The sequence below is a fragment of the Aeromonas media genome (assembly GCF_020423125.1).
GTDB classification, from domain to species: domain Bacteria; phylum Pseudomonadota; class Gammaproteobacteria; order Enterobacterales; family Aeromonadaceae; genus Aeromonas; species Aeromonas media.
This window is the reverse complement of record NZ_CP075564.1, coordinates 3031553-3057932: the sequence shown is the minus strand read 5'-3', so window position 1 is coordinate 3057932 and position 26380 is coordinate 3031553. Positions and strand designations below refer to the sequence as shown.

The window sequence follows — 26380 nt, the reverse complement described above, 5'->3', positions numbered from 1 at the left end:
ATTCAGCAAACATTCATCGAGTCTGTCTATGATCGGGGGCAGGTGTGGTATCGGGTCGATTGTGAATTGGCCCGAACCATGCATCTATATCTCACAAGGAGTCAATATGAAGCGAATTATGCTATTCCTGGTGACCAACCTGGCCGTCATGCTGGTGCTGGGGGTGGTACTCAATATCCTGTTCTCGGTTCTGGGGATCAACAAGTCCAGCATTTCCGGTCTGTTGGTGTTCTGTGCCGTGTTCGGTTTTGGGGGTTCCTTTATCTCCTTGCTGATGTCCAAGTGGATGGCCAAGCGCAGCTATGGCGTCCAGGTCATCGAGCAGCCCCGCAACGAGACAGAGCACTGGCTGGTGAGCACAGTCGCCCGTCAGGCCCGTGAGGCTGGCATCAAGATGCCGGAAGTGGGGATCTACGACTCCCCCGAGATGAACGCCTTCGCCACCGGCGCCCGCCGCGACGACTCCCTCGTTGCCGTGTCGTCCGGCCTGCTCTACAGCATGAGCCGCGACGAGGCGGAAGCCGTGCTGGCCCACGAGGTGAGCCACGTGGCCAACGGCGACATGGTGACCCTGACCCTGATCCAGGGGGTGGTGAACACCTTCGTGATGTTCTTCGCCCGCATCGTGGCCGGCGTCATCAGCAACTTCTTCAGCTCCAACAACGACGAGGAGAGCAGCAGCTCCGGTGGCTTTGCCTACATGATCACCGTCTTCGTGCTGGAGATGCTGTTCGGGGTGCTGGCCTCCATGATCGTCATGTGGTTCAGCCGTCAGCGCGAATTCCGCGCCGACGCCGGTGCCGCCAAGCTGGCCGGTCGCGACAAGATGATAGCCGCGCTGCAGCGCCTCTCCCGCGGTGCCGAGCCGCAGATGGAAGGCACCATGATGGCCTTCGGCATCAACGGCAAGCGCTCCATGAGCGAACTGTTCATGAGCCACCCGCCCATCGAACAGCGCATAGCCGCCCTGCGTGGCTGATTGTCGGATGGGATAAGAAAACGGCTGCCTCAGGGCAGCCGTTTTGCTTTGTGGTGGTGATGGCGGCAATCTATGGCGGCGCCATCCTCTTATTTGATCACCAGATCGGAGAGGGGCACGGCGCAGCAGGTAAGGATCTTGCCCGCAGCCCGCTCGGCGGCTGTGATGGCCGGAGCATCTGGGTGGTCTACCTCCCCTTCTAGCAGAGTCTGCTTGCAACTGCCGCAGATGCCGGCACGGCAGCTCCAGGGCAGCTCCACTCCCTGTTTGTGGGCCTGATCCAGCACAGTGCCCTGGTTGTTGCCGGCGAAGGTCTGTTCGCCGATGCGCAGTTGTACCGCCTTGTGGGGGCGGGCCACCGAGAGGATGGCCCCGCCAAAGCTCTCCTGGCGGATGCGCTCGGCGGCGATCCCCTGCTCCTGCAGCAGCCTGGCTGCCTCGCTCATGAAGCCGTGGGGGCCGCACAGGAAGATCTCCCGCGCCAGCAGATCCCTGACCTGCTCGAGGTGCTCCTTGCCAAGGCGACCGCTCATGCCCTGCCAGTGGTCGTCAGGCTGGCTCAGGATCAGGGTCAGTTGCATGCCAGCCTGACTCATGGCGTGCAGTTCGCTGGCGGCGGGAATGTCGGCCTCGCTGCGGCACAGGTGCATAAAGTGCACATCGCCCAGCTCCCCGCGCAGATGTAGAGTGCGGGCGATGGCGAGCATGGGGGTGACGCCTGAGCCCGCCGAGAGCAGCAGCAGCTTGCGCTCGGACTCCAAGTGAAACTCGCCGGCCGGGGGGGCGGCCAGCAGGTGATCGCCCACGCGCAGCTCATGGTGCAGCCAGGGGGAGATGCGGCCATCGGCCAGCTTCTTGACGCTGATGCCGTAGCGCTCAGGCTTCTCCGGGGTGGAGCTCAGGGTGTAGCGGCGTTGTTGCCGCTCCCCCTTGATGTCGAGACTGATGGGCAGGTGCTGGCCCGGCAGATAGTCGGGCAGGGGCTCGCCGTCGGCCGCCTCGAACCAGAAGGTCTCCAGATCCCGGGCCAAGGGCTCGCGGGCGACGCAGACCAGCTCCCGCTTCTTCGGCGCCGCATTGGGGTAGACGGGGGGGCGGGCGGTTTCCAGCACCTGGATCTCGCTCCCTGCCTCAATCCAGCCCTCGTTCAGCGCCACCAGATTCTGGCCGAAATAGACCTCCCCATCCTCGCCACGGCGGTAGCGGGTGAGGGTGGCGAGCGGCTCTTTCAGCGCGTTGAAGCGATCCGTGCCCGCCTCCACCGTGGTCATGATGCAGCGGCTGCACGGCTTGGCCACCAGAAACTCCACCTCGCCGATGCGGATCCGCTTCCAGCCATCCTCCTCGAAGGGGCGGGTGCCGCTCGCCACCAGGTTGGTGCGAAACTGGCTCATCTGGTGCAGGGCATCGGATCTCAGGTTGAGGTCATCCAGCGAACTCTGACTGATCAGCAGCAGGGGATAACCGTCGGCAAAGCTGACCCGGGTGCCGGTCTTCTCCCGAAAGCGGTCAGAGGTTTCGCCGAGCCAGAGCAGGCGAACCGGCTCCCCCGCCACCCGGCTCACCCACTCATCGGCCTGGGACTGGGTGTGCAGGGCATGGAAGCTGTCGCCCCAGACGCCTGTGGCCTGGGGGGCGCGGCTGAAGTCCGCTTCCTGCAGCCTGAGCTGCGCCATTCCGGGGTAACGCAGTTGCAGGCCGCCCTCCACCGGGGTGGCCGTCACCAGTTGCAGCTGGGGATGGGTGCGGGCTGTGATGAAGCTGCCGTCTGGCTTGACCACCATGTAGCGGCGATCCCCCAGCAGCCCCTCCTGGGTCACCAGGGCGCGGGTCAGCGGCATGCCCGCCGTCGATTTGATGGGGTAGAGATGTATGCTGGCGAGGCTGGGCATGTCAGGGTCCTTGTGCTGTGACGATTCCAGTGAAGAGGGCAAGATAACGATTCCTGCCCCGTGCGGCAATCCTCTCTTGCCCCCCATCATGGGGGGCAGGCGAGGAGGCGCCTGATCGGTGCAGGTCAACGGCGCCATGTGATCGGGGTCGTATCCCGGGGGGAAACGCCCCATAAAGCGCAACATTTATTGATCCTGATCCACCATGTCGTACAAAAAACGGCCCATCATCGAGCCAGCTTCCAGTTTCTGACGCTTTCGCTTCTTCCCTCTCCGGCCACCGTCTGCCCAGGCTACACGGTATCAAGCGCCATCGGAGCGGGCCTGTTACCCAACAAGAAGAAAGCAATGTATGAGCAAACAACTGGATATGACCCCACAGCCGGATCTCTCCCAGAAGACGGGAACAGGCCCGGTCCGCACCCGGCTGCCCGTCTGGCAACCGGCCCTGCCACCTTGCAACCACGCCTGCCCGGCTGGCGAGAACATCCAGGCCTGGCTTGCCCTGGCCGAAGCGGGCCGCTTCGAGGCGGCCTGGCAGCGACTCATCGAAGAAAATCCCCTGCCTGCCGTCCACGGCCGGGTCTGTTATCACCCCTGCGAAACTGCCTGCAACCGGGCCCAGGTGGACGAGGCCGTCTCCATTCACGCCATCGAGCGCTTCCTCGGTGACGAGGCGCTGGCCCGTGGCTGGCAGCCTGCGCCGCCTGCACCCGCCAGCGGCAAGAAGGTGCTGGTGATCGGCGCCGGCCCCTCCGGTTTGTCCTGCGCCTGGCACCTCAACCGGCTCGGCCATCAGGTAGAGATCCGCGAGGCGGGGCCGCTGGCCGGCGGCATGCTGCGTTTCGGCATTCCCGCCTACCGCCTGCCCCGCGAGATGCTGGATCGGGAGGTGGCCCGCATCGTCTCTGCTGGCGTCACCCTCACCCTCAACCACAAGGTGGAAGACGTGCTCAAGGTGCGCGACGAGGGGGGCTTTGACGCCGTCTTCATGGCCATCGGTGCCCATCTGGCCAAGCGGGTCGATATTCCGGCCCGGGAAGCGGGCAAGATCCTCAATGCGGTGAGTTTCCTCGAGCAGGCGAGTCTGGCCGAGGAGCAGGGCTTGCCGCCCCCCAAACTGGGGCGGCGGGTGGCTATCTACGGCGGCGGCAACACCGCCATGGACGCGGCTCGTACCGCCCGTCGCCTCGGTGTGGAAGAGGCGATGATCATCTACCGCCGCGACCGGGACCATATGCCCGCCCACGCCTTTGAAGCCGACGAGGCCGAGGAGGAGGGGATCAAGATCAACTGGCTGCGCAGCATCCGCCAGCTCGACAGCACCAGCATCGAAGTGGAAGTGATGGCACTGGATGCCGAGGGCAAGCCGGTGCCCACCGGCCAATTTGAAACCCTCGAAGCAGACTCCCTCATTCTGGCGCTCGGTCAGGAGGTAGACCTCTCGGTGCTGGAGAGCATTCCCGGCGTGCGAGTCAACAAGGAGGGGGTGGTGCAGGTTGGCGAGAACCTGATGACGGATGTGCCGGGTCTGTTTGCCGGCGGTGACATGGTGCCCTCAGAGCGCACCGTCACCATCGCCACCGGCCACGGCAAGAAGGCGGCGCGCCATATGGATGCCTGGCTGCGCGGTCGCCACTACCACAAACCGCTCTCCTATCCATTGGTGGGGCCACAGCAGTTGCAACTCTGGTTCCAGACCCACGCCCCGGCCAGCAGTCAGCCGGTCAAACCGGCGTGGGCGCGAGACGATTTTGGCGAGATCATCGGCGGACTGGACGAGACGGCCGCCCGCTACGAGGCGGCGCGCTGCTACTCCTGCGGCAACTGCTTCGAATGCGACGGCTGTTATGGCAGTTGCCCCGAGCAGGCCATCGCCAAGTTGGGGCCGGGTCTGGGCTATCGGGTAGATGCGGATCGTTGCACCGGCTGCGGTGCCTGTCACGATCAATGCCCTTGCCACGCCATCCTGCTGCGCCAACCGGAGGAGTCCCAATGAAACATGAACTGATCATGGTCGATGGCAACGAAGCCGCGGCCCGGGTGGCGTACCAGCTGAGCGAAGTGTGTGCCATCTACCCCATTACCCCGAGCTCGACCATGGCCGAACTGGCTGACGCCTGGGCGGATGAGAAGCAGACCAACCTGTGGGGCAATATCCCCACAGTGGTGGAGATGCAGAGCGAAGGGGGAGCGGTCGGTACGGTACACGGCGCCCTGCAGGCGGGGGCGCTCGCCACCACCTTCACCGCCAGTCAGGGGCTGATGCTGATGCTGCCTAACATGTACAAGATCGCCGGTGAATTGACCGCGGCGGTGTTCCATGTGGCGGCCCGATCCTTGGCGGCGCAGGGGCTGTCGATCTTTGGCGACCATCAGGATGTGATGGCGGCGCGCAGTACCGGCTTTGCCATGCTTGCCTCCGGCTCGGTGCAGGAGGCGCAGGACTTGGCCTTGGTTGCCCACAGCGTCACCCTGCAGTGCCGGGTGCCTTTTATCCATTTCTTCGACGGTTTTCGCACCTCCCACGAGGTGAACAAGATCACCGCCCTGCATCGGGATGAAATTCGCGCCCTTATCGACAACGACTGGGTGCGTGCCCACCGCGCCCGGGCCCTCAACCCGGATCATCCGATGATGCGCGGCACCGCCCAGAACCCGGATACCTATTTCCAGTCCCGCGAGAGCGTCAACCCCTTCTACGAGGCGGTGCCGGCGCGGGTACAGCAGTGCATGGACAGCCTCGGCAAGCTGACCGGCCGCCACTACCATCTGGTGGAGTACCACGGCGCAACCGATGCCACCGATGTCATCGTGCTGATGGGCTCGGGGGCGGCCACCGCCCGCACTACGGTGGATTGGCTCAACCGGCAGGATCGCAAGACCGGGGTGCTGGTCATTCGTCTTTATCGCCCCTTCCCGGTGCAGGCGCTGCTCAATGCGCTGCCCACCAGCGTGCGCCGCATGGCGGTGCTGGATCGCACCAAGGAGCCGGGAGCGGGCGGCGAGCCGCTGCTGCTGGATGTGCAGAGCGCCCTGATCGACGGCTTGCAGCGCGGTCTTATCAAGCGGCTGCCCTGGCTCAGCGGCGGTCGCTACGGCCTCTCTTCCAAAGAGTTCACCCCCGCCATGTGTGCGGCGGTGTTCGAGGAGCTGGCATCCGATGCGCCTCGCCCACGCTTTACCGTGGGGATTGTCGATGACGTGTCGGGCCTCAGTCTGGCCTGGCACCCCATCGGCGATCTGGAGCCCGCCAGCCGGGTGCGGGCACTCTTCTTCGGCCTCGGTGCCGACGGCACCGTGGGCGCCAACAAGAACAGCATCAAGATCATCGGCGAGCTGGAGGGCTTCCACGCCCAGGGCTACTTCGTCTACGACTCCAAGAAGTCGGGTTCGCGCACCGTCTCCCACCTGCGCTTTGGCCCCGAGCCCATCGAAGCCCCCTGGCTCATCGAGCAGGCGAGCTTTATCGGCTGCCACCAGTGGGGCTTTGTGGAGTCGGTGGACCTGCTGGAGCACGCCGCGGAAGGGGCGACCCTGCTGCTTAACGCTCCCTACGAGGTTGACCAGGTGTGGGGTCAGCTGCCCGAGCGGCTGCGCGCCCGTATCCGCGCCCTCAATATCCAGCTCTACTGCATCGATGGTGATCGGGTGGCCGAGCAAAACGGCATGGGCAATCGCATCAACACCATCATGCAGACCTGCTTCTTCGCGCTGGCCGGGGTGCTGCCGCGGGACGAAGCCATTGCGCTCATCAAGGAGAGCATCGAGAAGAGTTATGCCCGCAAGGGGCCCGAGGTGGTCGAGCGCAACTTCGCGGCGGTGGACGATACCCTGGCTCACCTCTGCAAGGTGGCGATCCCGGCCGGTGAGGAGCAGAACAGCGACTATCCGCTGCCACTGGCACCGGGGGGCAGCGAGTTTGTCCAGCGCGTCACTGGCGAGATGCTGGCGGGGCGCGGCGATCTTATTCCGGTCTCCATGCTGCCGGTGGATGGCACTTACCCCACCGCCACCAGCCGCTTCGAGAAGCGGGATATCGCCCGCGAGATCCCGATCTGGCACTCCGATATCTGCATCCAGTGCGGCAACTGCGTCTTTGTCTGCCCCCACGCGGCGCTGCGGGCCAAGTTCTACCATCAGGACTGGCTGGCGACCGCCCCCGAGGCGGCCCAGTCGGTGCCCGTCACTGCCAAGGGCTTCCCCGACAGCCGTTACACCCTGCAGCTCTATCCGGAAGATTGCACCGGCTGCGGTCAGTGCGTGCAGGCCTGTCCGGTGCGGGCCGGAGCGGATGCCAGCCATCAAGGCGAGAGTGCTGAAGGAGAGAGCCACGAAGGCGACCGCGCCATCACCATGATGGATAAGGCGCCGCATCTTGCTGGCCAGAAGCAGGCGCTGCGCTGGTTCGAGAGCCTGCCCTGGCCGGCCCGCGAGCGGGTAGATTTTTCCACGGTGCGCGGTGCCCAGTTCCTCGAACCCTTGTTCGAGTTCTCCGGTGCCTGCGCCGGTTGTGGCGAGACCCCGTACCTCAAGCTGCTGACCCAGCTGTTTGGCGATCGCATGCTGGTGGCCAACGCCACCGGTTGCTCCTCCATCTACGGCGGCAATTTGCCGACTACCCCGTGGGCCAAGAATGGCGAAGGGAAGGGGCCGGCCTGGTCGAACTCTCTGTTCGAGGACAATGCCGAGTTTGGCTTTGGTTTTCGTCTCACCGCCGATCAGCATCACGGTCAGGCGGTGGCGGCCCTTGAAGCGATGAAGGGGGAGCTGGGCGCAGAGTTAGTCGATACCCTGATTAGCGCCCCGCAGCGGCTGGAGTCGGAGATCCGCGCCCAGCGCACCCGGGTGGCGCAAGTGCGCGAGCGGCTGGAAGAGGTGAAATCCGGCAAGGCCCGCGAGCTGCTATCGCTTATCGATCAGTTGGTGCGCCGCTCGGTCTGGATAGTGGGCGGCGATGGCTGGGCCTATGACATCGGCTCGGCGGGGCTCGATCATGTGCTCGCTTCCGGGCGCGATGTGAACGTGCTGGTGATGGATACCGAGGTCTACTCCAACACCGGCGGTCAGATGTCGAAATCGACCCCGCTCGGTGCCGTCGCCAAGTTCGCGGCGGGAGGCAAGACGCTGGCCAAGAAGGATGTGGCCTTGCAGGCCATCTCCTACGGCAACGTCTATGTTGCCCGCATCGCTTTTGGTGCCAATCCGCAGCAGGCGCTGCAGGCCTTGCGTGAGGCCGAGGCCTATCCGGGCCCGTCGCTCATCATCGCCTACAGCCACTGCATCGCCCACGGCATCGATATGGAGTTTGGCCTGACCCAGCAAAAACGCGCCGTGGCCTCCGGTCACTGGCCGCTGATGCGCTACAACCCGGTATTGCGCAGCGCGGGGCAGAACCCCTTCAGCCTCGACAGCCTGCGCCCCTCCATCCCGCTCGCCGAGTACCGGCAGGAGGAGACCCGTTATCGCGTGCTGGCACAGAGCCATCCGGGTGAGGCGGAGCGGCTGATGCAGGTGGCGCAGCAGGTGGTATGGCAGAGGTGGACCACCTACGAGGAGATGGCCACCCGCGAGGCCAGCCATTTCCATCCGCCGGTGTGAGAGGGGACTAAATCGGTATAACCAAGCGGGCCATTGGCCCGCTTCTTTGCTTCCGATGTCAAAGGGGAGTGGCCCCGCACCGTAGTGAGCCGGCAATAAAAAGCCCGGCTTTGAGCCGGGCTGGGGGATAAGTTGCTTATCCGGGTATTCGTCGAGGCGTCTAATGTGGATGTTGTTTGAGGATGTCGTATATCTCCTCTTTCAGTTTAAGTTTCTGTTTTTTCAGATCCTTCACCTCGGAGCTGTAATCGCTGGCGTGATGTTTTTCCAGCTTCCTGATCTCCGCATCCAGGTCGTTGTGCAAGTCAAACTTCTCTTGGAAATGGACATCACTGCTCTTCAGTTTCGAGATGAGATCTCTGTACTCCGGGAACATGTAATGAAGCCTCCTTGTTGTCGTTTGATTGTGCCTTGACCTTCAAACTACCCCTTCCCCCAGGAGATAAATGTGATCCCGATCCAATTTGAGGCCACGGATTTGCTGCATCTGGCAGATGATTTTTAACTGATTGAATCACAAGCAGATAAGCGATTTATGGGGAGGGTAAAGAGGACGGAACTGGGATCCTGTTCACAGTTGTGACGCTTTGATGACGGTAACGGCGCGACAGACGGGCAGCAAGAAGGGGCGCGGGGCCCCTTCTTGCTAACAGGTGTGGCGTTTACTCTTTTTTCTTTTTCTTCTCGGGCAAGGGCTTGCCGTCACGGGCTATCACCTTGCCCACCTCGAAGCCAATCTGCGCCGCCAGCTCTTCCAGGTCAGGCGCCTTGGCTTCGTTGCCGATGGCGTACTGGTAGTTGGCTATGGTGATCTTCTCGGCCACCGGGGTACCCGGGACTATGGGCTCACGCCAGCCCTGACCCACATGGGCCACCAGGGTGCCGTTCATGATGAGTTCGCCGACTATCTCCTGGGTGGGGATGCCCTTGCCGTAGGTGAGGCCCTGGGGGTGCTTCTTGCCGACCAGGGGCTCGGTGCTGGCGGGCACCAGCTTGGTGCGGATCAGCCACTTGGGATCCTTGTGCTTGCCCACCGCCTTGCCGGTCTGGTACTCGTTGATCTTGATGGTCTTGATCATCTGGGCCATGAAGTCCTTGGTCAGGGCCTTCTGCGCCTCGCTGGTCTGGTCGATGACGATGGGGGCCACGTACCAGGTCTGGGGGGCTTGCGCCTTGGGGGCCGCCGGAGCGGTTTGTGCCATGGCGAGCGGGCTGAGCAGGATGGCCGCCAACAAGAGTCCGATTTTCTTCATTGTGATTCCGCTTATGTTTCAACAAGAATTTTGTTTTGCCAGCGACGACTGCGCCAGCGCCAGAACATGGCCAGACCGCGAACCCACTCGTCGCAGGCCAGCGCCAACCAGATGCCTACCAGGCCATAGCCCTGCATGATACCAAGGAAATAGGCGAGGGGAACGGCAATGCCCCACATGGAGACGAGCGCCATGTAGAGCGGGAAACGGGCATCCCCGGTGGCGCGCAGGGCGTTGATCACCACCAGGTTGAAGGTGCGGCCGGGTTCGAGGATGAGGCTGATGAGGAACAGCTGCGCCACCTGGGTGATGATGTCGGCATCGTCGGTGAACAGGCTGATGATGGCGCGTCCGTTCAGGGCCGCGGCGAAGGCAATCAGGCTGGTGACGATAAGGCCAAGTTTCAGGCTCTTCATCAGTTGGCGATAGGCCTGTTCGAAGCGACGGGCCCCCGCCAGGTGGCCGATGATGATCTCGTTGCCAAGGCCGATGGAGAGGCCGAACAGCAGGATGAACAGGCAGATCTGGAAGAAGTAGGACTGGGTCGCCAGCGCCTTGTCGCCGAGCAGGCCGACGAAGGCGGTCACCACCATGAACTGCAGCATCCAGGAGAGGTTCTCCCCCGCCGCCGGCAGACCTATGTGCAACACCTTGTCCAGCATGGCCTTGCTGGGGCGAAGGATCTCCGGCAGCCGCAGCCGTATGCCGGTCTTGCGCGCCACCAGCCACACCAGTAGCACCACACCGACGATGCGCCCGGCAACAGTGCTGATGGCGACCCCGGCGACCCCGAGCTGGGGCAGGCCGAACCAGCCATAGAGCAGCAGCAGGTTGCCGACGAAGGTGATGAGGTTGACGATGAGGGTCACGTACATGGCCTGACGGGTGTGGCCATGGGCGCGCAAGGTGGCGGCCAGACAGAGCGCTGCGGCCTCCGGCAGCAGGCAGAGCCCGATGATCTGCAGATAAAGGGTGGCATCCCCCATCAGGTGAGCGGGCAGGTTCATCAGCGCCAGCATGGTGCTGGCGCCGGCCATGACCCCGACCGCGGCCACCAGCCCCACCAGCAGGTTGAAGCCGATGGCGGTGTGGATGACCACGCGCGCCTTCTCCCTATCCCCCGCCCCCAGATACTGGGTGATCACCACGCTGGTGCCTATGCTGACGAAGCTGAACAGGGTGATGGCGAGATCGAACACCTGGTTGCCGACTGCCAGTGCCGCCACCCCTTGATAGGAGACATGGCCCACCATGAAGGTGTTGAGGGCCCCGGTCAGGAAGTGCAGGGCGAGATCGATGAACAGTGGCCAGGTCAGGGCGAAGAGGGAACCCGGGCCCGCGTGGGATTGAGTCTGCATGGGGTGTCCAAATACTGGGGATGGCCCTCGTCAGCGCCATCTGGACGGGCATTTAACACCAAGCGGGTGCGGGGTGCAATCCTGCCCTGAGCAAAGAGGAGGCCGGGCTGGCCCGGACCCCTCTCGCAGTCTGGGGGCGCGCCGCCGTCAGACCGGGGTGGCGCCCGCTTCCTGCTCGCAGGGCCGGGTGAGGCGCGCCGAGTCCGGCAGCTCGTCGTCCTGGGGCCAGCGGGAGAGCAGAGTATCCGTGGTGCTCTCCACCACCTCGTCATCCTTGAACACAGGTTCCCGGTAGCAGCGGGTCATGCGCAGGGCCTGGTACATGTCGGGGCTGAGGATGACCCCCTCGTCGCCTACCCGGATCCCCGCCTGCTTGAGCCACTGGGTCATCTGGCCGTGGCGACCGGCCATCACCATGTGGATGCCACGGCGCCTGAGCTCCTTGTGCAGCTCCCCCACCATGCTCATCACGCTGATGTCCTGATGGGTGAAGCAGGCCACCGCGTCCACCACAAGGCACTTGGGATTGTGGGGATCCTGCACCAGCAGCGCCAGCACCCGCCGCTTGAAGTAGGGGGCGTTGAAGTAGGTCAGCGGCGAGTTGAAGCGATAGACCAGGATGCCGGGAATCGCCTTGGCCTGCTCGTTGTCCCCCAGGGTGCGCACCACCCCTTCGTCGTCCATGCCGAGCAGCTGATCGGTGGGGCGCATCACGTTGCGCAGGAACTGGAACAGGCCCAGCAAGACCGCCAGGGTGATCCCCGGAATGACCCCCATGGTCAGCACGCTGATGAAGGTGATGAGGGCCAGCCAGAAGGCGGCGCGGTCCGAGTCGCGCAGGGCCCAGAGGCCGCGAAAATCGGTGAGCGACAGGGAGGCCATCACCAGCACCACCCCGAGGGCAGCGGTGGGGATGAATTTAAGCGGCGCCGTCAAATAGAAGGTGATAAGGGCGATCACAGCCGCTGCTATGATGGAGACCAGCTGGCTCTTGCCGCCGTTGGCGTCGTTGACCGCGGTGCGTGAATCCGCCCCGCTGATGGCAAACCCCTGGGAGACTGCAGAGGCGAGGTTCGCCATGCCCAGCGCCCTGAACTCCTTGTCCGCATCGATTTCGTAGCCGTTCTTGGCGGCGAAACTGCGGGCGGTGAGCATCATGGAGACGAAGCTCACCATGGCGAGGTTGAGCGCCGGCAGCACCAGCTCGCGCATCAGTCCGGGGGGGAATTCCGGCATCTGGAAGGCGGGCAGGCCCGAGCCCACGGCCCCCAGGGTGGCGATGTCGAACTGGCCGAGATTGAGGGCCCACACCAGGGCCGCCGTCACCACCATGGCCACCATGGAGGAGGGCCAGGATGGCTTGTAGCGCTTGGCCAGCAGCAGGGTGAGCAGGGCGGTCAGGCTCATGGCCAGGGTGGGCAGATGGGTCTGGGTAATGTAGTCGGTGCCGTTCAGAATCCGCTCTATTAGGTAGCGCTCGCTGAAGGTGAAGCCGAAGATCTTGGAGAGCTGACCCACCATGATGGTGATGGCCACCCCATTGAGCAGCCCCATCAGGATCGGGCGGGAGAGAAAGTCCGCCAGTACCCCCAGCTTGAAGCGGCTGGCGATGAGGCACCAGAAGCCGGTCATGGCGGTCATGGTCATCACCAGTTGCCACTGACGGGTGGGATCCCCGGCGGCGAGCGGCGTCACCACGGCGGCGATGACGGCGCAGGTGGCGGCATCCGGGCCGACGATGAGCTGGCGGGAGGTGCCAAAGAGGGCGTAGACCACCATGGGCAGTATGCAGGAGTAGAGGCCGACGATGGCGCCCACCCCGGCAAGCTCCGCATAGGCGATGGCCACGGGCAAGGCCACGGCCGCCACCGAGAGGCCAGCGCGAAGATCCGGCATCAGCCAGGCCCGCTGATATTGCAGCAGGGCGGCGAGGCCCGGCAGCCAGCGTTCGAGAGAGAAGAAGTCGCGCATTATTTAACCCATTGAGTTATAAATAGCTTTTCCTTAGTGTGCCCAAGGTTGTCGGCCCATTGCAATCCGGTCATGGCCAGTTCACCACAAGGTCAGGCCAGATGCGCTGCCACTGTTTGTCCCTGATCCTGTCGATGAAGATCCGGCTCTCCTGCCGGCAGCGCGGATTGGGGCTCACCTGCAGGGACCAGTTGGGGGCAAAGCCGTAGGGGGCCAGCCACTCGAACGAATCGTTTTCCAGCAGGCGAACCCCGATGCAGGTGGGCACCTCTACCCAGTGACTGAGCGCCGCCAGCGAGCTGGTAAAGGGGGCCACTTGCTGGCGTACATGCATGCGCGCCTGATTGCGTACCTCCCAGCGCTGGCCGGGCAGACGCTCCGCCAGCCAGTCTTGGTGCCCCCGCTCGGCCAGCCCTTGTGGATCCCCTGCATCCAGATAGATGAGATCTATGTCGTTGAGGGGAGTGGGCTCGGCCTTGTGGTGCAGGTGATCCCAGATGAGGTTGCGCACAAAGCCCGCCCTCAGCGCCCAGTCTGGCAGGGCCAGCTCCCGTGCCGTTCGCAGGTAGGCCATGCGCAGGGGATCGGCCCGCAGCAGGGCCTCGGTGTGGGCTTGCAGCTGCGCCTCCCTAGGGGCTTGTGCCTCAACCGGCATGACGGCGCAGCCAGACGTCTATGTAGCTGCAGCTCGGCACTATGGTGAGCCCCTCTGCCCGGGTCCAGTCGTAGAAGTTGCGGGCCAGCTTGTCGGCAATGCCTTGTCCGCGCAGCTCGGCGGGCACCTGGGTGCTGTAGGCGTCTACAGTGGTTGCGTCCAGCCTGCGGTAGGCAAGGCGGGAGAGCTTGCCGTCCACCTCGCAGATGAACTGCTGCTGGTCGGCCTGATGAAGAATGTCGCTCATGGAGGCTCCTCAAAGGGTGGGGAAGGGATATCAGAGCATGCTGGCCGGACTTTGCCAACCGTGCTCTTTGCGGGCCGAGGATGCTCGCTTACACTGACCGGCCTGCGAGCGGCTCGCTAGGCAAGGTATAGAACAGTTAGCAGAGGATGGATCCCGTTATGGCCTTCGCCACCCTGGAAGATCTGATTGGCAATACCCCGTTGCTGCGCCTGCGCCGCATCAACCCCTGTCCCGACGTGACCCTGCTGGTGAAGCTGGAGGGCAACAACCCCGCCGGCTCCGTCAAGGACAGACCGGCCCTGAACCTCGTTCGGGCGGCGGAGGCGAGCGGTCACTTAGGGCCAGGGGCACGACTCATCGAGGCCACCTCGGGTAATACCGGCATAGCGCTGGCCATGGTGGCGGCGGCCCGGGGGTACAGAATGCGGCTCATCATGCCGAGCACCATGAGCCAGGAGAGGCGCGATGCCATGCAGGCCTATGGCGCCGAGCTGGTGCTGGTGGAAAACGGCATGGAAGAAGCGCGGGATCTGGCGCTGGCCATGCAGGCCCGCGGCGAGGGGCTGGTGCTCGATCAGTTCAACAACCCGGCCAACCCGGATGCCCACTACCTCTCCACCGGCCCCGAGATCTGGCGCCAGAGCGAGGGGGCAATCACTCACTTCGTCTCGGCCATGGGCACCACGGGTACCATCATGGGGGTCTCCCGCTACCTCAAGGAGCAGAATCCGGCGGTGCAGGTGATAGGCCTGCAACCGGCCGAGGGGAGCCAGATCCCCGGCATTCGCCGCTGGCCAGAGGCCTATATGCCCGCCATCTTCGATCCCGACCGGGTCGATCGGGTGCTGGATGTGACGCTCGATGAGTCGCTGGCCATGATGCGCCGGCTGGCGCGGGAAGAGGGGATCTGCTGCGGGGTCAGCTCGGGGGGCGCCGTGGCCGGCGCCCTGCAGGTAGCGGCCGAGCTCAGACAGGGGGTGGTGGTGGCCATCATCTGTGATCGGGGGGATCGCTATCTCTCCACCGGGGTCTTCACTCCGTCCATCTGATCCTGCGCCAAGCCGGCCCTCTGCGGGTCGGCTTGTAGGTCATTCCCACACCTGTTCCAGCAGCGCAAGCAGCTCTTCCCTGTCCGCATCCTTGCGGTTGTAGAGCAGGGCGCCGTCGTTGATGGCGAGATCCCGGATATCCTTGAGCACGGCTCTGTCCGTCACCCCGGCTTCCGCCAGGGTGCGCGGCAACCCTACCGCCTGCCAGAGACTGTCCCGCAGGGCGCAGAGTGCATCCAGGGCTGCCTGGGGACGCAGCGCCTGTGGGGTGGCCGCGAAGCGCTCCGGCCCCGCCAGCGGCAGCAGCAGGCGGGCCAGCTCAGGGTCTATCTGCGGCCTGTTGTAGTCGAGCACCGCGGGCAGGAAGAGGTTCATGCACAGGCCGTGGGGCAAGTGGCAGCGGGCCCCCAGGCTGTGGCCGAGGGCGTGCACCAGCCCCACCATGGAGTTGGAAAACGCCATGCCCGCCAGGGTGGATCCCTCCGCCAGTTGCAGCCGCAGGTGCTTGTCTTCGGGGGCCTGCAGCACCTTGGGCAGGGCATCGGCTATCTTCTCCACCGCCATCAGGGCCAGGGCGTCGCTGACCGGGTTCTTGGCATTGCCGATGAAGGCCTCGATGGCGTGGGTCATGGCGTCCATGGCGGTGGCGGCCGTGATGGGCAGCGGCAGCCCCCGGGTGAGGCGCGGGTCCAGCACCGCCAGCTGGGGCAGCAGGAAGGGGGAGGTGAAGGGCACCTTGCGCCCGCTCCCCTCGTCCCGGATCACCGCCACCAGGGTCACTTCCGATCCGGTGCCCGCCGTGGTCGGCACCGCCGCCAGCGGTTTGAGGGGGCGGGTCAGGCAACCTGCCCCCGCGTGATCCAGCAGCCGCTCCCCGCCCAGGGTGACCAGGATGTTGACCGCCTTGGCGGTATCGATGACGGAGCCGCCCCCCAGGGCCACCAGGCTGTCACAACCCAGTTCCCGCCAGCGGGTGGCGATGCGCTCCACCACGGCGGTGGAGGAGTCTGCTGGGATCTCGTCCCAGATGGCTGCGACCGGCAGGCCCCCCTCCGCCAGCACATTGGCCAGCAGGGTGGCGAGCCCGCTGCCGCCGACCCCCTTGTCGGTCAGCAGCAGCGGACGGCGTGCCCCCAGTGCCATCAGCTCGTCCGGAAGCTGTTCCAGCGCCTGCTCCCCCGCCATCAATCTGACCGGACAGAAGAAATCGTAATAACGGCTCATGGTGTTCATCCTTCTTTTCAACCGGTCAGCAGACCCAGGTAGATGTGGCAGGCTCGCGTCAGCTTGTGGCGCGGGCTCGGGTAGTGGCGCAGCAGGGGCCGCGCGATGAAGGCAGGCAGGATCAACGCTTGCAACTGCTCCAGCGCCCGCACCAGATGCATGGCTGCACCGAGATCCCCCTCCACCAGCAGCCGGTTCTCGCAGAAGGCCTGATTGATGCCGAGGCGAAAGCTGAGGGCGCGAAAGGCGATGGCGGGGTGCTTGAAGCAGACCCGCAGAACATGGGGACTTGTTGCCCCAAGGGACGCTGGGCCGCATCGCCAGCGCCCGGCCCTCTTGTGCAGGGTCAGCCCATAAGGCAGCCCATGCACCTCCAGCCGGATGCGAAGCTCCTCCGGCAGCGGGGCGAGCTCACGGCGCACCGCCTCGTCGACCCGGGCGGCACGGCACAGGGTGCGGCCGATGATCCAGAGCAGACTCCCTATCCAGAGGCGCCGACCTGTGGCAAGCCAAGAAGGATCACGCGTCATGAAGGCCTCCTGCAATGGCGGACCAGAAGAGGGCGAAGGCGCTGGCCTGCCAGTGGGGATCGTCCCCGAGCTCGGGCTGGTCGACAAAGAGGGAGGCACAGGCCAGAAACTGGCTCTGGCACACCTCCAGCATCAGGACGGGGGGCGCCTGCATCAGCTCGCCGCTGGCTTGACCCCGGGCAAGCAGGCGCGGCAGGAAGCGTAGTGTCTCCCCCAGGATCTGGCTGCGCAGCGGCCGTGCCAGCAGGGGGGAGTGGAAGAAGCCCAGCACGAACTTGAGCTCGTGGGGATGGGCCTGCATCCAGCTCATCGCCTGACACCAGTAGTGGCGCGCCTGCTCCCTGAGTGGCAGGGCCGGATCCGCCTCGCTGATGGCGGCGCCAAGGCGCAGCTTGACGTCCTGGTAGAGCTGCTGGATCAACAGCTCCTTGCTGGGAAAGTGGTGGAACAGGGTGCCGTTGGCCACCCCTGCCGCCCGGGCGATGCGGGCGGTAGCGGCGCCTTGCAGGCCATCCTCGGCGCACAGGGCAAGGGCGGCATCCAGGATCTGGCGGCGTTTGTCTGTCATGGGATCGCTCATGCTGCCTCCTAGCGCAGGAACAGGGCCATCATCAGCCGCTGGTACCAGCGCCGATAAGGGGGGTGGATCAGGCTCCCCGTGCTGAAACGGCCGCGGCGCAGCACGGTTTTCGCCTTGGAGAAGGTGAGAAAGCCTTCATGGCCGTGGTAGTGCCCCATGCCGGAGGGGCCTATGCCGCCGAAGGGGGCGTCGTCTGCCGCCACCTGGAACAGGCACTCGTTGATGGCCATGCCACCGGCGTGGGTCTCCCGGATGAGGCGGCTCTGCAGCGCCGGATCCAGGCTCATCAGGTAGCAGGCGAGGGGGCGCGGGCGCGCCGCTATGTAGGCGAGGGCCTCGTCGATGCTGTCATAGGGCACCAGGGGCAGCAATGGGCCGAAGATCTCCTGCTGCATCAGTTGGCAGTGGCCGGGTACCTCGGTCAGCAGGTGGGGCACCAGGCGGCGGGCGCCGTCATCCCGGGCCGGCGAGGCGCAAGGGTGCACCTGGGCGCCCGCCTGCTTCGCCTCCGCCAGCCAGGCGGTGAGCCGCTCGTACTGGGCCCTGTTGATGATGGAGCCGTAATCCGGGCTATCCAGCCCCTTGGGATAGAGGCGGCGAAAGTGCGCCTGATAGGCCTCGATAAAGGACTGCTCCTGCCCCCGTGGCAGCAGCACATAGTCCGGGGCCACGCAGATCTGGCCGGCGTTGAGGCTCTTGCCGAAGATCATCCGCTCCACCGCCAGGGCCAGCGGCATGTCGGGGGCGATGAGGCAGGGGCTCTTGCCACCGAGCTCCAGGGTGAGGGGGGTGAGCTGGGGGGCGGCGGCGGCCATCACCAGCCTGCCCACCGCAGTGGAGCCGGTGAACAGCAGATGATCGAAGGGGAGGGTGCTGAAGGCGGCCGCGAGTCCCGCGTCCCCCTCGATGACCACCACCTCGTCATCCCCAAACACCTGGGCCAGCAGGGTGCGCAACAGGGCATTGGTATGGGGGGTGAACTCGGAGAGCTTGATCATGGCTCTGTTGCCGGCGGCGATGGCGCCGATGAGGGGCCCCAGGCTCAGTATCACAGGGAAGTTCCAGGGCACCATGATGCCGATGACGCCCAGCGGCTGATAGTGCACCTCGACTCTGGCGGGGGCCAGCAGCAGGCCGGGGTGGCGCCGCGCTGGCTTCATCCACCCCTTGAGCCGCTTCAGGCTGTAGTTGATCTGCATGACGCAGGGCAGGATGTCGGCGACCAGGGAGTCGTAGTCGCTGCGCTGGCCATAGTCCAGGGCCAGGGCGTCGCAGAGCGCCTGCTTGTGGGCGAGCAGGGTCCCCTTGAGTGCGCTCAGCCGGTTGCGGCGCTGTGCCAGGCTCGGCATGGGCTGGGCCTGACAGGCCTGCTTGAGGCGGACCAACTGCTCGGGCAGGGAGAACTTGTCTGGGGACTGGGTTTGTATGGCTTCCATGGTTTGCTCCGCACAAAAACTGACCGACTGATTAGTCGGTCTGAATCTACCGGCTTGTTGCCAGCTTGTAAACGGGAACGTGTCAGGCAAGGGATGGATGAAGGGGTTCTCCGATGGAACTGTGCTCGGCCCCACAGTTTTGGGCTATCTCGATTGGTGAATTATCCAATAAGGGGTAGTTTTTGCCCATCAACTCAGATGGAGTGCTGCACATGACTAGGGAATTGCACAGCCTGCTGGCCAGGCTGGACGATGTGATCGAGCGTATGCCGGACAGTTTCAACACCTATGAATTTACCCAGAAGCTGGCACTGCAACACCAGCGCGAGTATTTCGCCGCAGGCCACTCCCTGGCGGAGCAAGACAAGAACCTGCTGCGCCTGCTCCACGAGAAGATAGCCCTGGCGCTGGCGAGCCATGATGGTGTCATCGAAGGGGCCTTGCTGCCCTGCGTGACCCCCTGGGGGGAGAGAGCCACTTCGCCCCGCTGGCACCGCAAGCACTGAGCCTCTGCGCAGCCTATTTTCGGCGCAGTACATAAAGAAGAAGGCCCCTCGGGGCCTTCTTCGTTGCTGTTCGTTGGTGGCGGCTACTGGGTCAGGCGGCGTGCCTGCCAGTAGCGGCTGTTCCAGTAGACGTTGTCGAGGCGCGAGCGGATCACCCCCTTGCTGGTGGAGGCGTGGATAAACTCGCCGGACCCGGTGTAGACCCCGACGTGGTACTGCTGCCAGCCAGTCTTGAAGAACACCAGATCCCCGTGCTGCAGCCGGTATCTGTCCACCGGGCGGCCCAGGCTGGCCTGGGATTCCGTGGTGCGGGGCAGGGTGAAGCCCAGCACCTGCTGGTAGGCAAGCTGGGTGAAGGCGGAGCAGTCGAGGCCGGCGCGGTTGGTGCCACCCATGCGATAGGGGACGCCGCGCCACTGCTGATAGAAGCCGTCGAAGGCACTGGCCTGGCGGGCAGGTGGCGGCTCCGGGGTGCTGGAGCAGGCGATGACAAACAGGGCCAGCAGGGGCGGCAGCAAGGTGCGAAACATCTCAACTCCTTGATAGGGCACAGGATTCATCATAGATGATGTTCCTGCCTGGAACCTGAACAGCGATAGCATAAATGCTTGCCGAGGGCAGAAAATGCACTCCCGGCAAGCCAGTCGTCAGTCGGCCGCCTTGGGAGTTATCAGCGGCGTGAGCAGCTCGGCGATCTTGTAGAAGGTCTGCACCCGAGTGGTGCTGGGGCGCCACACCAGGCCGATCTCGCGATAGGGCTTCTCCCCTGGCAGGGGAATGGCCACCAGATCCGAGTTCTCGAGGATGCCGGCATCTATGGCCATCTGGGGCAGGAAGGTGGTGCCAAGGCCGGCGCCCACCATCTGTACCAGGGTGTGCAGGCTGGTGGCGGCGAACGGGTTGATCTTGCTCTTGTCCCGCAGCCGGCAGGCACTCACCGCGTGTTCGGTCAGGCAGTGCTCCCGCTCCAGCAGGAAGATGCTCTGATTGGGCAACTCCTTGTAATCGAACGGCATGTGCAGCCCCGCCGCCATGTGGGAGGGCATCACCATGTGGAAGGGATCCTGACCGACCGTCTTGCAGTGAAAGCCGCCGATCTCCACCGGCAGCGCCAGGATCAGCAGGTCGAGCTGGCCCTGCTCCAGCTGCTTGAGCAGATTGGTGGTGGTGTCTTCCCGCAGCAGCAGCTCCAGCTCCGGATAGGCCTTGCCGCACACCTGCAGCAGCTTGCTGAGCAGGAAGGGGGCTATGGTGGGAATGCAGCCCAGGCGGACGGTGCCATGCATGACGCCCCCCTGCTGCTGGCCGAGCTCCATCAGATCCCGGGCATCGGAGAGCAGGTTGCGCGCTCGCGCGACGATTTCCATGCCGACCGGCGTCATGATGAAGCTCTTGTGATCCCGCTCCACCAGTTGCAGGTTCATCATGTCCTCCAGGGTCTGGATCCCGGTACTCAGGGTGGACTGGCTGACATGACAGGCCTTGGCGGCACGGTTGAAATTCTTGTGCTCGTCCAGAGCGACCAGATACTGGAGCTGTTTCAGGCTGGGCCAACGTTGCATAGGGGAAACCCGATCGATGCTATCTATTTGATTTGATTAATCTACCATCGAGAGACTACTTTGTCGCCGAGATTAGGCGCCCTCCTGGCAGGATGTGTGCGTCACGGGGCAGGCGGAGGGGAGAGGTCCGGCATCCTCCCTCCCGTGATGGCAGCGACTGCCTTGGGAGCTTATCCCCATGTGTCAGCCCGTTGAAGGGGGGTTGCGATGGGATGTGACGGGGATCGGCCTTCCCGGGGGGGTACCCGACGCCGGCCATAAAAAAACGCGCCGGGTGGCGCGTTTTTGCAGGCGTGAGGGGCAGGCTATTCGTCGAAGATACCGAAGTGATCCTTGGCGAAGTTGACGCGTTGCTCCACGTTCATCTTGACCTGACCCAGCTTCTCGATGGTCTTGAGGTTGGGCACCAGGCCGCGGCCGTTGGCGATCTGGATGGCGAGACCGGGACGGGCGTTGAGCTCCAGCAGCATGGGGCCGCGGAACTTGTCCAGCACCATGTCGGTCCCGATGTAGCCAAGCCCCGACATCTCGTAGCAGGAGGCGGCCAGGGTCAGCAGGGTATCCCAGTGGGGCACCTTGAGATCGTAGAGATCCAGGCCGGTGTCCGGGTGGTGGCGCAGGGGGTTGCCAAACTGCACCGCCCGCAGGGCGCGACCGGTACGCAGGCACAGACCCACCCCCACGGCGCCCTGGTGCAGGTTCGCCTTGCCGTCCGAGGCGGCGGTGGAGAGACGCATCATGGCCATCACCGGGAAGCCCTTGAAGATGATCACCCGGGCATCGGGCACCCCTTCGAAGGAGTAGCCGTCGAACACGTCATCGAAGTTGATGAGCCCTTCCACCAGCGCCACGTCGGGCTTGCCGCCCAGCGAATAGAGGCCCGCCAGTATGTTGGAGACATGGCGCTCCAGATCCTGACCGGTGGAGGCGCTGCCGTTGGGCTTGTAGAAGCTGCCCTCTTCCTGACGCAGGATCACCAGGATCCCCTTGCCGCCGGAGCCGCGGGCCGGTTTGATGCAGAAGCCCGGCCAATCCTTCACCAGCTCGGTGATGCGGGTCACGTCGTGCTGCTCGCGGATGGTGCCGATGAGTTCAGGCACCGTCACCCCCGCATCCAGCGCGATGCGCTTGGTCTTGAGCTTGTCATCCACCAACGGGTAGAGACGACGCGGGTTGTAGCGGCTGATGTAGGAGTGGTTGCGTTTGTTCATGCCGAGGATGCCTGCCTGAGACAGGCTCCACGGGCTGGTGTATTTCTGCCAGAACCACATCTGTTACTTGTCCTTACCCGGGGTGGCACCGGACTTCATCTCGTCCACCAGCGGCTTGAAGCGCTTGAGCTCGCTCAGCTTGTAGCCGGTGTAGTTACCCATCACCAGCACGGTGGCCATCAGCACCAGTTGCAGGCCGAGGAAGTTGAAGGTGAGGTGACGAATGAGCTCGTTATCCATGGCCAGGTAGGCGATGACCGCCACCAGCAGGGAGCCGCCACCCTGACGGAACACCTCTTTCGGGCCCTCTTCTTCCCACAGGATGGACATCCGCTCTATGGTCCAGGAGAGGATGATCATCGGGAAGAAGGTGATCTTCATGCCGTCGGTCAGCCCCAGCTTGAAGGCAAACGCGGAGAAGATGCCGATCATCGAGATCACCATGATGATGATCGCCGATATTCGGGCCACCAGCAGCAGGTTGAGCCGCGACAGGTAGGAGCGGATGACCAGGCCGGTACCGACGATCAGCAGGAAGCCTATCAAGCCCGTAACGAGCGAGGTCTGGATAAAGGCGACCGCGATCAGCACCGGCATGAAGGTGCCGGAGGTCTTGATCCCCACCAGCACCCGCAGGAACACCACCATCAGCACACCGATGGGGATCAGCAGCAGACCCTTGAACAGTGCCTGCTCTTCCAGCGGCAGGCTGTGGATGGAGAAGTTCATCATCTCGGACTTCTCGAACTTCTGCGCCAGGGCCACGTTGACCGGTTGTTCCTGCTCGATCATCGAGAAGGTGACGCGGGAGTTGTGGCCACCGGTCACGTCCAGCAGGGCGCCGGAGTTGTATTCCCATAGCAGCAGGTTCCCCGGTTGTCCCTGTTCACCGGTTTGCGGGTTGAACAGCTTGTAGTCGGTCGGGCTGTTGAACACCTGCAGGTAGTCCACCAGCTCCTGACGACGGCGACCGTCTTCCAGGCTCAGGGCGTGCACCACGCGCGCCGGCACCTCGGCGTTGTTGAGCAGCTCGGCGATCAGGCTGGCACGGCTCTTGTGAGACTTCAGCAGCTCGGCGTTCTGTTCCTGCTTCTCGATCTCCTTGATGATCTCGCGGGTCAGGGTGTAGCCGTCGGCGGAACGCTCCTGGGCGCGCTCGAGGATCTGCTTCATCGCGGTGGCGTAGGGCTCGCTCTCGATCTGCTTCTCGATGGCGGGCGGCAGCGGGTTGGCGGCGGGCTTGGCATGGGCATCCGCCATCATGTCGACCCGATAGTAGAGCTCCTGGCGGCCAGAGGCGGTGCGAATGGACCACTCGGCGCGGGCATCCCCGTCTTTTTCCACGAACGACAGGCCGTAGCCCGGGCTCGCGGCATTCTCGTTCATCAGGGTGAAGCCGGGCTGGGTGCCCGGAATGGCCAGGGAGGCGATCACCGGCTCACCGGTGGCCTCGAACTCGAGCTTGGCTTCGATAGACCAGATCTGACGTTTTTCACCGGGCGTGAGGGGCACGTCCAGGGCGACATGGTGATAAAACGTCATTCCCAGGCCGACAATGAACAGCAGGGCGACCAGCAGATAGAACGGCTTACGGGAAACCATGGATTATTTTACATCCTTGAGCTTGGGTTTTGGTTGGATATACTCGCGGGCCACGTCGACCACGGCGATGTCTTTCAAGAATTCACGGCCCAGCAGCACGGGGAAGGTCATGTCGCTGCGGTCTTTGAGGGTAAACTCGGCCTTCTCCGTCATGTCGCCGATGCGCACGGTGAGGCGCACCACGGGACGACGGTCGAGGTCGTCGGCAGAAGCCTGACGCACCCGCACGTGACGCACCAGCGGCGCCTCGATCTGGATCTTGTCGTCCATCTCCTGGTGGCTCAGGAAGAAGCGCACCCAGTTTTTGCCGTTGCGCTCGAAGATGGTGATCTCCTGGGCACTGATGGAGGAGGTGGTGGCGCCGGTATCGACCCGTGCCTGGAAGGCATCGTTGGCGGCATCGACCCAGATCCACTCCGCTTCACCCACCAGCAGCTTGCCGTCGACCGTGTGGCCCTGACTCGGGGCCGGGCACTTCTCGGTGGGAATGGCCATGGGTTTGGGGGGCTCGGGTGGCAGGGTAGCCAGCTTGCTGTCGACTTTCTTCACGGACTCTTTCATGTTGGTGACATCGGTGTTGAGCTGAACCAGCAGGTGCTGTTGCTGCACATACTGCTTCTGTTGCTGTTCCATGGATGTTTGCAGGCGTTGCTCGCTCAACGTGATCTCGTTGCGAAGCTCGGCCAGCGTCAGGGTCGGGGCCGGGGGGGCTTTTTCCATACTGACACACCCGCCGAGACTGAGCAGGGAGAGCAGGGTCATTCCTTTTAATTTGCTTTTCATGTCATTCATTTAACTGTGCTTCCTGGAATTGGGTCAGTGTAACTTCCACAGCCGCCATCGGCTAGTCTTTGGCCTTTCTGGCGATCAGTACGGCACGCTTGGGTGCCGGGTATCCTTCGACCGTGAGTGCTGGATCGTCTGGGTCCAGGTAGTCACTCAGGGACTCGTTAATCATCCAGTCGGTACGACGCTGTTCGTCGGTACTGGTCATATTCTCGTCCACGATTCGCACGTCGCTGAACCCGCAGCGTTCGACCCAGAGTTTGAGAGCCGCGCTTGAGGGGATAAACCAGACGTTGCGCATCTTGCCGTAGCGATCGGTGGGCACCAGCACGTCGTTGACGCCGCCGTCGATCACCAGCGTCTCCAGCACCAGCTCCCCGTCATCTTTGAGCTGGTTGCGCAGCTGTTCGATGTGCTCGATGGGAGACTTGCGATGATAGAGCACCCCCATGGAGAAGACGGTGTCAAAGGCGCGTAGTTCCGGCAGCTCCTGAATGCCCAGCGGCAACAGGTGGGCGCGCTGGTCGTTGCCTGCGAAGTGGCGAATGGCCTCGAACTGGCACAGGAACAGCGGGCTCGGATCGATACCGACCGCGAGTTTTGCCCCTTCGCCGACCATGCGCCACAGGTGGTAGCCGCTGCCGCAGCCCACATCCAGCACGTAACGCCCGGCGAGCGGGCTGATGTGGGGCAGCACCCGCTCCCACTTCCAGTCGGAGCGCCACTCGGTGTCGATGTGGATGCCGTGCACGGTAAAAGGCCCCTTGCGCCAGGGCATGAACTGGCGCAGCAGGCTCTCGGTCTTCTTGCGCTCCCCCTCGTTCAGGCTGTCCATGCCGCCTACCTCGACCCGGCTTTTCAGCTCGACGTTGCCGGGGGCCACCTGCGGCAGCTTGTTGAGGGCGCGGTTCCAGCGCGGCAGGTCCCCGTGCAGGTTGTCGTGCTGCCAGGCGTGCAGCTGGGCGGGCAGGGTGTGCAGCCAGTGGCTCAGCCGGTTCTTGGCGATCAGTTGATAAAAATTGGCGAAATCTATCATGGCTGGGCGTCGCTTGATTTGATGGCAATCATGGAGCCGAAGTTGAAGCACTGGAACCAGAGATCCTGATGGGTGAAACCGGCGTCCCGCAGGCGGGCACGGTGGATTTCCAGGCTGTCGGTGCGCATCACGTTTTCAAGCGCCGTGCGCTTCTGGCTGATCTCGAGCTCGCTGTAGCCGTTGGCCCGCTTGAAATCGAGGTGCAAGTCGATGAGCAGCGCGTTGACCTGTTCGTCCTCGAAACGGAATTTCTCGCTCAGGATCAGGATGCCACCGGGGCGCAGGCCGTCATGGATGCGCTGGATCAGGGCGGCCCGTTTCTCGGGGGCGACGAACTGCAGGGTGAAGTTGAGCACCACCACGGAGGCGTTCTCGATGGCGATGTCGCAGATGTCAGCCTCCACCAGCTCCACCGGCACCTCGGACTTGAAGCCCGAGAGGTGGGCGCGGGCGCGCTCGATCATGGGGTGGGAGAGATCCACCGCCGTGATCTGGCAGCCGGGCTGGTTGACATGGCGGCGCATGGCCTGGGTGGCGGCGCCCAGCGAACAGCCGAGATCATAGAGTCGGCTTTGGGGCTGGGCGTAACGGGCGGCCATCATGCCGATGGCGGAGATGATGTTGCTGTAACCCGGCACGGATCGCTGGATCATGTCGGGGAAGACATCGACGACCTGTTCGTCAAAGCAAAAATCCCCCAATTGGGCAATGGGGGCGGCAAAAATCTGATCGTGCATGCTGGCGCAACCTGACAGCCGGTGCGCGAACCGACTGTGTGTTCAATGGAGTCGTTGGGTGACACCCGTCCGGGCCGTCACCGGTTTACGAACGGGGTGGCTGGCCTTGAGATCCTTCGGGCCTGCCCTGTTCGCAATGGACCATCATCCTGGTCCTTTATGGGA

Annotated in this window: 23 protein-coding genes; 5 read left to right on the top strand and 18 right to left on the bottom strand. The window is 63.9% G+C overall.

From position 1 onward, the window contains the following. Positions 1-106 precede the first annotated feature (106 nt). Positions 107-979, top strand: a complete 873-nt coding sequence (htpX, locus tag KI797_RS13975; RefSeq protein WP_171269207.1) for a protease HtpX — start codon at positions 107-109, stop codon at positions 977-979. An 89-nt stretch (positions 980-1068) separates the two neighbouring features. On the opposite strand, the gene KI797_RS13970 is transcribed toward htpX, so the two are convergent. Further along, positions 1069-2871, bottom strand: a complete 1803-nt coding sequence (locus tag KI797_RS13970; protein WP_226169748.1) for a hybrid-cluster NAD(P)-dependent oxidoreductase — start codon at positions 2869-2871, stop codon at positions 1069-1071. Positions 2872-3223: 352 nt separating this feature from the next. Between KI797_RS13970 and KI797_RS13965 the strand changes: the two genes are divergently transcribed. Continuing rightward, the gene (locus KI797_RS13965) at positions 3224-4870 is read left to right on the top strand and encodes an NAD(P)-binding protein (RefSeq protein WP_226169746.1); all 1647 of its coding nucleotides are present in this window, start codon (positions 3224-3226) and stop codon (positions 4868-4870) included. Beyond that, on the top strand, positions 4867-8472 hold the full coding sequence (gene nifJ, locus KI797_RS13960) for a pyruvate:ferredoxin (flavodoxin) oxidoreductase (protein WP_226169744.1): 3606 nt from the start codon (positions 4867-4869) through the stop codon (positions 8470-8472). Before KI797_RS13965 ends, nifJ begins: the two co-directional genes overlap by 4 nt. Before the next feature lie 160 nt (positions 8473-8632). On the opposite strand, the gene KI797_RS13955 is transcribed toward nifJ, so the two are convergent. The 6 genes from KI797_RS13955 to KI797_RS13930 all read right to left on the bottom strand — a co-directional run bounded on the left by KI797_RS13955 (position 8633) and on the right by KI797_RS13930 (position 13956). Continuing rightward, positions 8633-8848, bottom strand: coding sequence for a YdcH family protein (locus KI797_RS13955; RefSeq protein WP_043131615.1), 216 nt, complete (start codon positions 8846-8848; stop codon positions 8633-8635). A 286-nt stretch (positions 8849-9134) separates the two neighbouring features. Then, positions 9135-9725, bottom strand: a complete 591-nt coding sequence (locus KI797_RS13950) for a hypothetical protein (protein ID WP_139745109.1) — start codon at positions 9723-9725, stop codon at positions 9135-9137. Between the two features lie 11 nt (positions 9726-9736). Then, a complete protein-coding gene (locus KI797_RS13945) occupies positions 9737-11083 on the bottom strand; it encodes an MATE family efflux transporter (protein ID WP_226169742.1) in 1347 nt (448 codons plus the stop codon). 147 nt (positions 11084-11230) lie between these two features. Further along, positions 11231-13054 (bottom strand): SulP family inorganic anion transporter, encoded by a 1824-nt coding sequence (locus tag KI797_RS13940; RefSeq protein WP_139750785.1) that lies wholly within the window; start codon positions 13052-13054, stop codon positions 11231-11233. Between the two features lie 70 nt (positions 13055-13124). Further along, complete coding sequence (locus KI797_RS13935; protein ID WP_226169740.1) at positions 13125-13709, bottom strand: nucleotidyltransferase family protein; 585 nt, start codon at positions 13707-13709, stop codon at positions 13125-13127. Further along, entirely contained in the window at positions 13699-13956 is a 258-nt protein-coding gene (locus KI797_RS13930; RefSeq protein ID WP_005325719.1) for a GNAT family N-acetyltransferase, read from the bottom strand. Before KI797_RS13930 ends, KI797_RS13935 begins: the two co-directional genes overlap by 11 nt. A 146-nt stretch (positions 13957-14102) precedes the next feature. On the opposite strand from KI797_RS13930, the gene cysM reads away from it, so the two are divergent. Further along, complete coding sequence (cysM, locus tag KI797_RS13925; RefSeq protein ID WP_226169738.1) at positions 14103-15005, top strand: cysteine synthase CysM; 903 nt, start codon at positions 14103-14105, stop codon at positions 15003-15005. Positions 15006-15044: 39 nt separating this feature from the next. Here the strand turns inward: cysM and KI797_RS13920 are convergent, their stop codons facing one another. From KI797_RS13920 to KI797_RS13905, 4 genes are read right to left on the bottom strand one after another with little or no spacing between them, the layout of a single operon-like run. Then, the gene (locus KI797_RS13920) at positions 15045-16229 is read right to left on the bottom strand and encodes an iron-containing alcohol dehydrogenase (protein ID WP_182310469.1); all 1185 of its coding nucleotides are present in this window, start codon (positions 16227-16229) and stop codon (positions 15045-15047) included. A gap of 17 nt (positions 16230-16246) precedes the next feature. After that, positions 16247-16759 (bottom strand): SCP2 sterol-binding domain-containing protein, encoded by a 513-nt coding sequence (locus tag KI797_RS13915; protein WP_182310470.1) that lies wholly within the window; start codon positions 16757-16759, stop codon positions 16247-16249. Then, on the bottom strand, positions 16749-17339 hold the full coding sequence (locus KI797_RS13910) for a TetR/AcrR family transcriptional regulator (protein ID WP_171274147.1): 591 nt from the start codon (positions 17337-17339) through the stop codon (positions 16749-16751). Before KI797_RS13910 ends, KI797_RS13915 begins: the two co-directional genes overlap by 11 nt. An 8-nt stretch (positions 17340-17347) precedes the next feature. Next, positions 17348-18775, bottom strand: a complete 1428-nt coding sequence (locus tag KI797_RS13905) for a coniferyl aldehyde dehydrogenase (RefSeq protein WP_226169736.1) — start codon at positions 18773-18775, stop codon at positions 17348-17350. A gap of 212 nt (positions 18776-18987) precedes the next feature. On the opposite strand from KI797_RS13905, the gene KI797_RS13900 reads away from it, so the two are divergent. Then, positions 18988-19281, top strand: a complete 294-nt coding sequence (locus KI797_RS13900; protein WP_042650216.1) for a hypothetical protein — start codon at positions 18988-18990, stop codon at positions 19279-19281. A gap of 83 nt (positions 19282-19364) precedes the next feature. Here KI797_RS13900 and KI797_RS13895 read toward each other — a convergent pair whose 3' ends face one another. The 7 genes from KI797_RS13895 to cmoA form a co-directional block, all read right to left on the bottom strand. Continuing rightward, complete coding sequence (locus KI797_RS13895) at positions 19365-19811, bottom strand: C40 family peptidase (protein WP_041206155.1); 447 nt, start codon at positions 19809-19811, stop codon at positions 19365-19367. A gap of 117 nt (positions 19812-19928) precedes the next feature. After that, positions 19929-20843, bottom strand: a complete 915-nt coding sequence (locus tag KI797_RS13890; RefSeq protein ID WP_043131593.1) for a hydrogen peroxide-inducible genes activator — start codon at positions 20841-20843, stop codon at positions 19929-19931. Between the two features lie 305 nt (positions 20844-21148). Then, positions 21149-22114, bottom strand: a complete 966-nt coding sequence (locus KI797_RS13885; protein WP_005325705.1) for an alpha-L-glutamate ligase-like protein — start codon at positions 22112-22114, stop codon at positions 21149-21151. A 3-nt stretch (positions 22115-22117) separates the two neighbouring features. Further along, the gene (locus KI797_RS13880; RefSeq protein ID WP_005325703.1) at positions 22118-23656 is read right to left on the bottom strand and encodes an inactive transglutaminase family protein; all 1539 of its coding nucleotides are present in this window, start codon (positions 23654-23656) and stop codon (positions 22118-22120) included. A 3-nt stretch (positions 23657-23659) separates the two neighbouring features. Continuing rightward, positions 23660-24448 (bottom strand): ATP-dependent zinc protease family protein, encoded by a 789-nt coding sequence (locus KI797_RS13875; protein ID WP_005325701.1) that lies wholly within the window; start codon positions 24446-24448, stop codon positions 23660-23662. Positions 24449-24500: 52 nt separating this feature from the next. Continuing rightward, a complete protein-coding gene (gene cmoB, locus KI797_RS13870) occupies positions 24501-25478 on the bottom strand; it encodes a tRNA 5-methoxyuridine(34)/uridine 5-oxyacetic acid(34) synthase CmoB (RefSeq protein WP_005325699.1) in 978 nt (325 codons plus the stop codon). Further along, a complete protein-coding gene (gene cmoA, locus KI797_RS13865) occupies positions 25475-26215 on the bottom strand; it encodes a carboxy-S-adenosyl-L-methionine synthase CmoA (RefSeq protein ID WP_005325697.1) in 741 nt (246 codons plus the stop codon). The genes cmoB and cmoA overlap by 4 nt, the downstream gene beginning before the upstream one ends. Between the last annotated feature and the right edge of the window lie 165 nt (positions 26216-26380).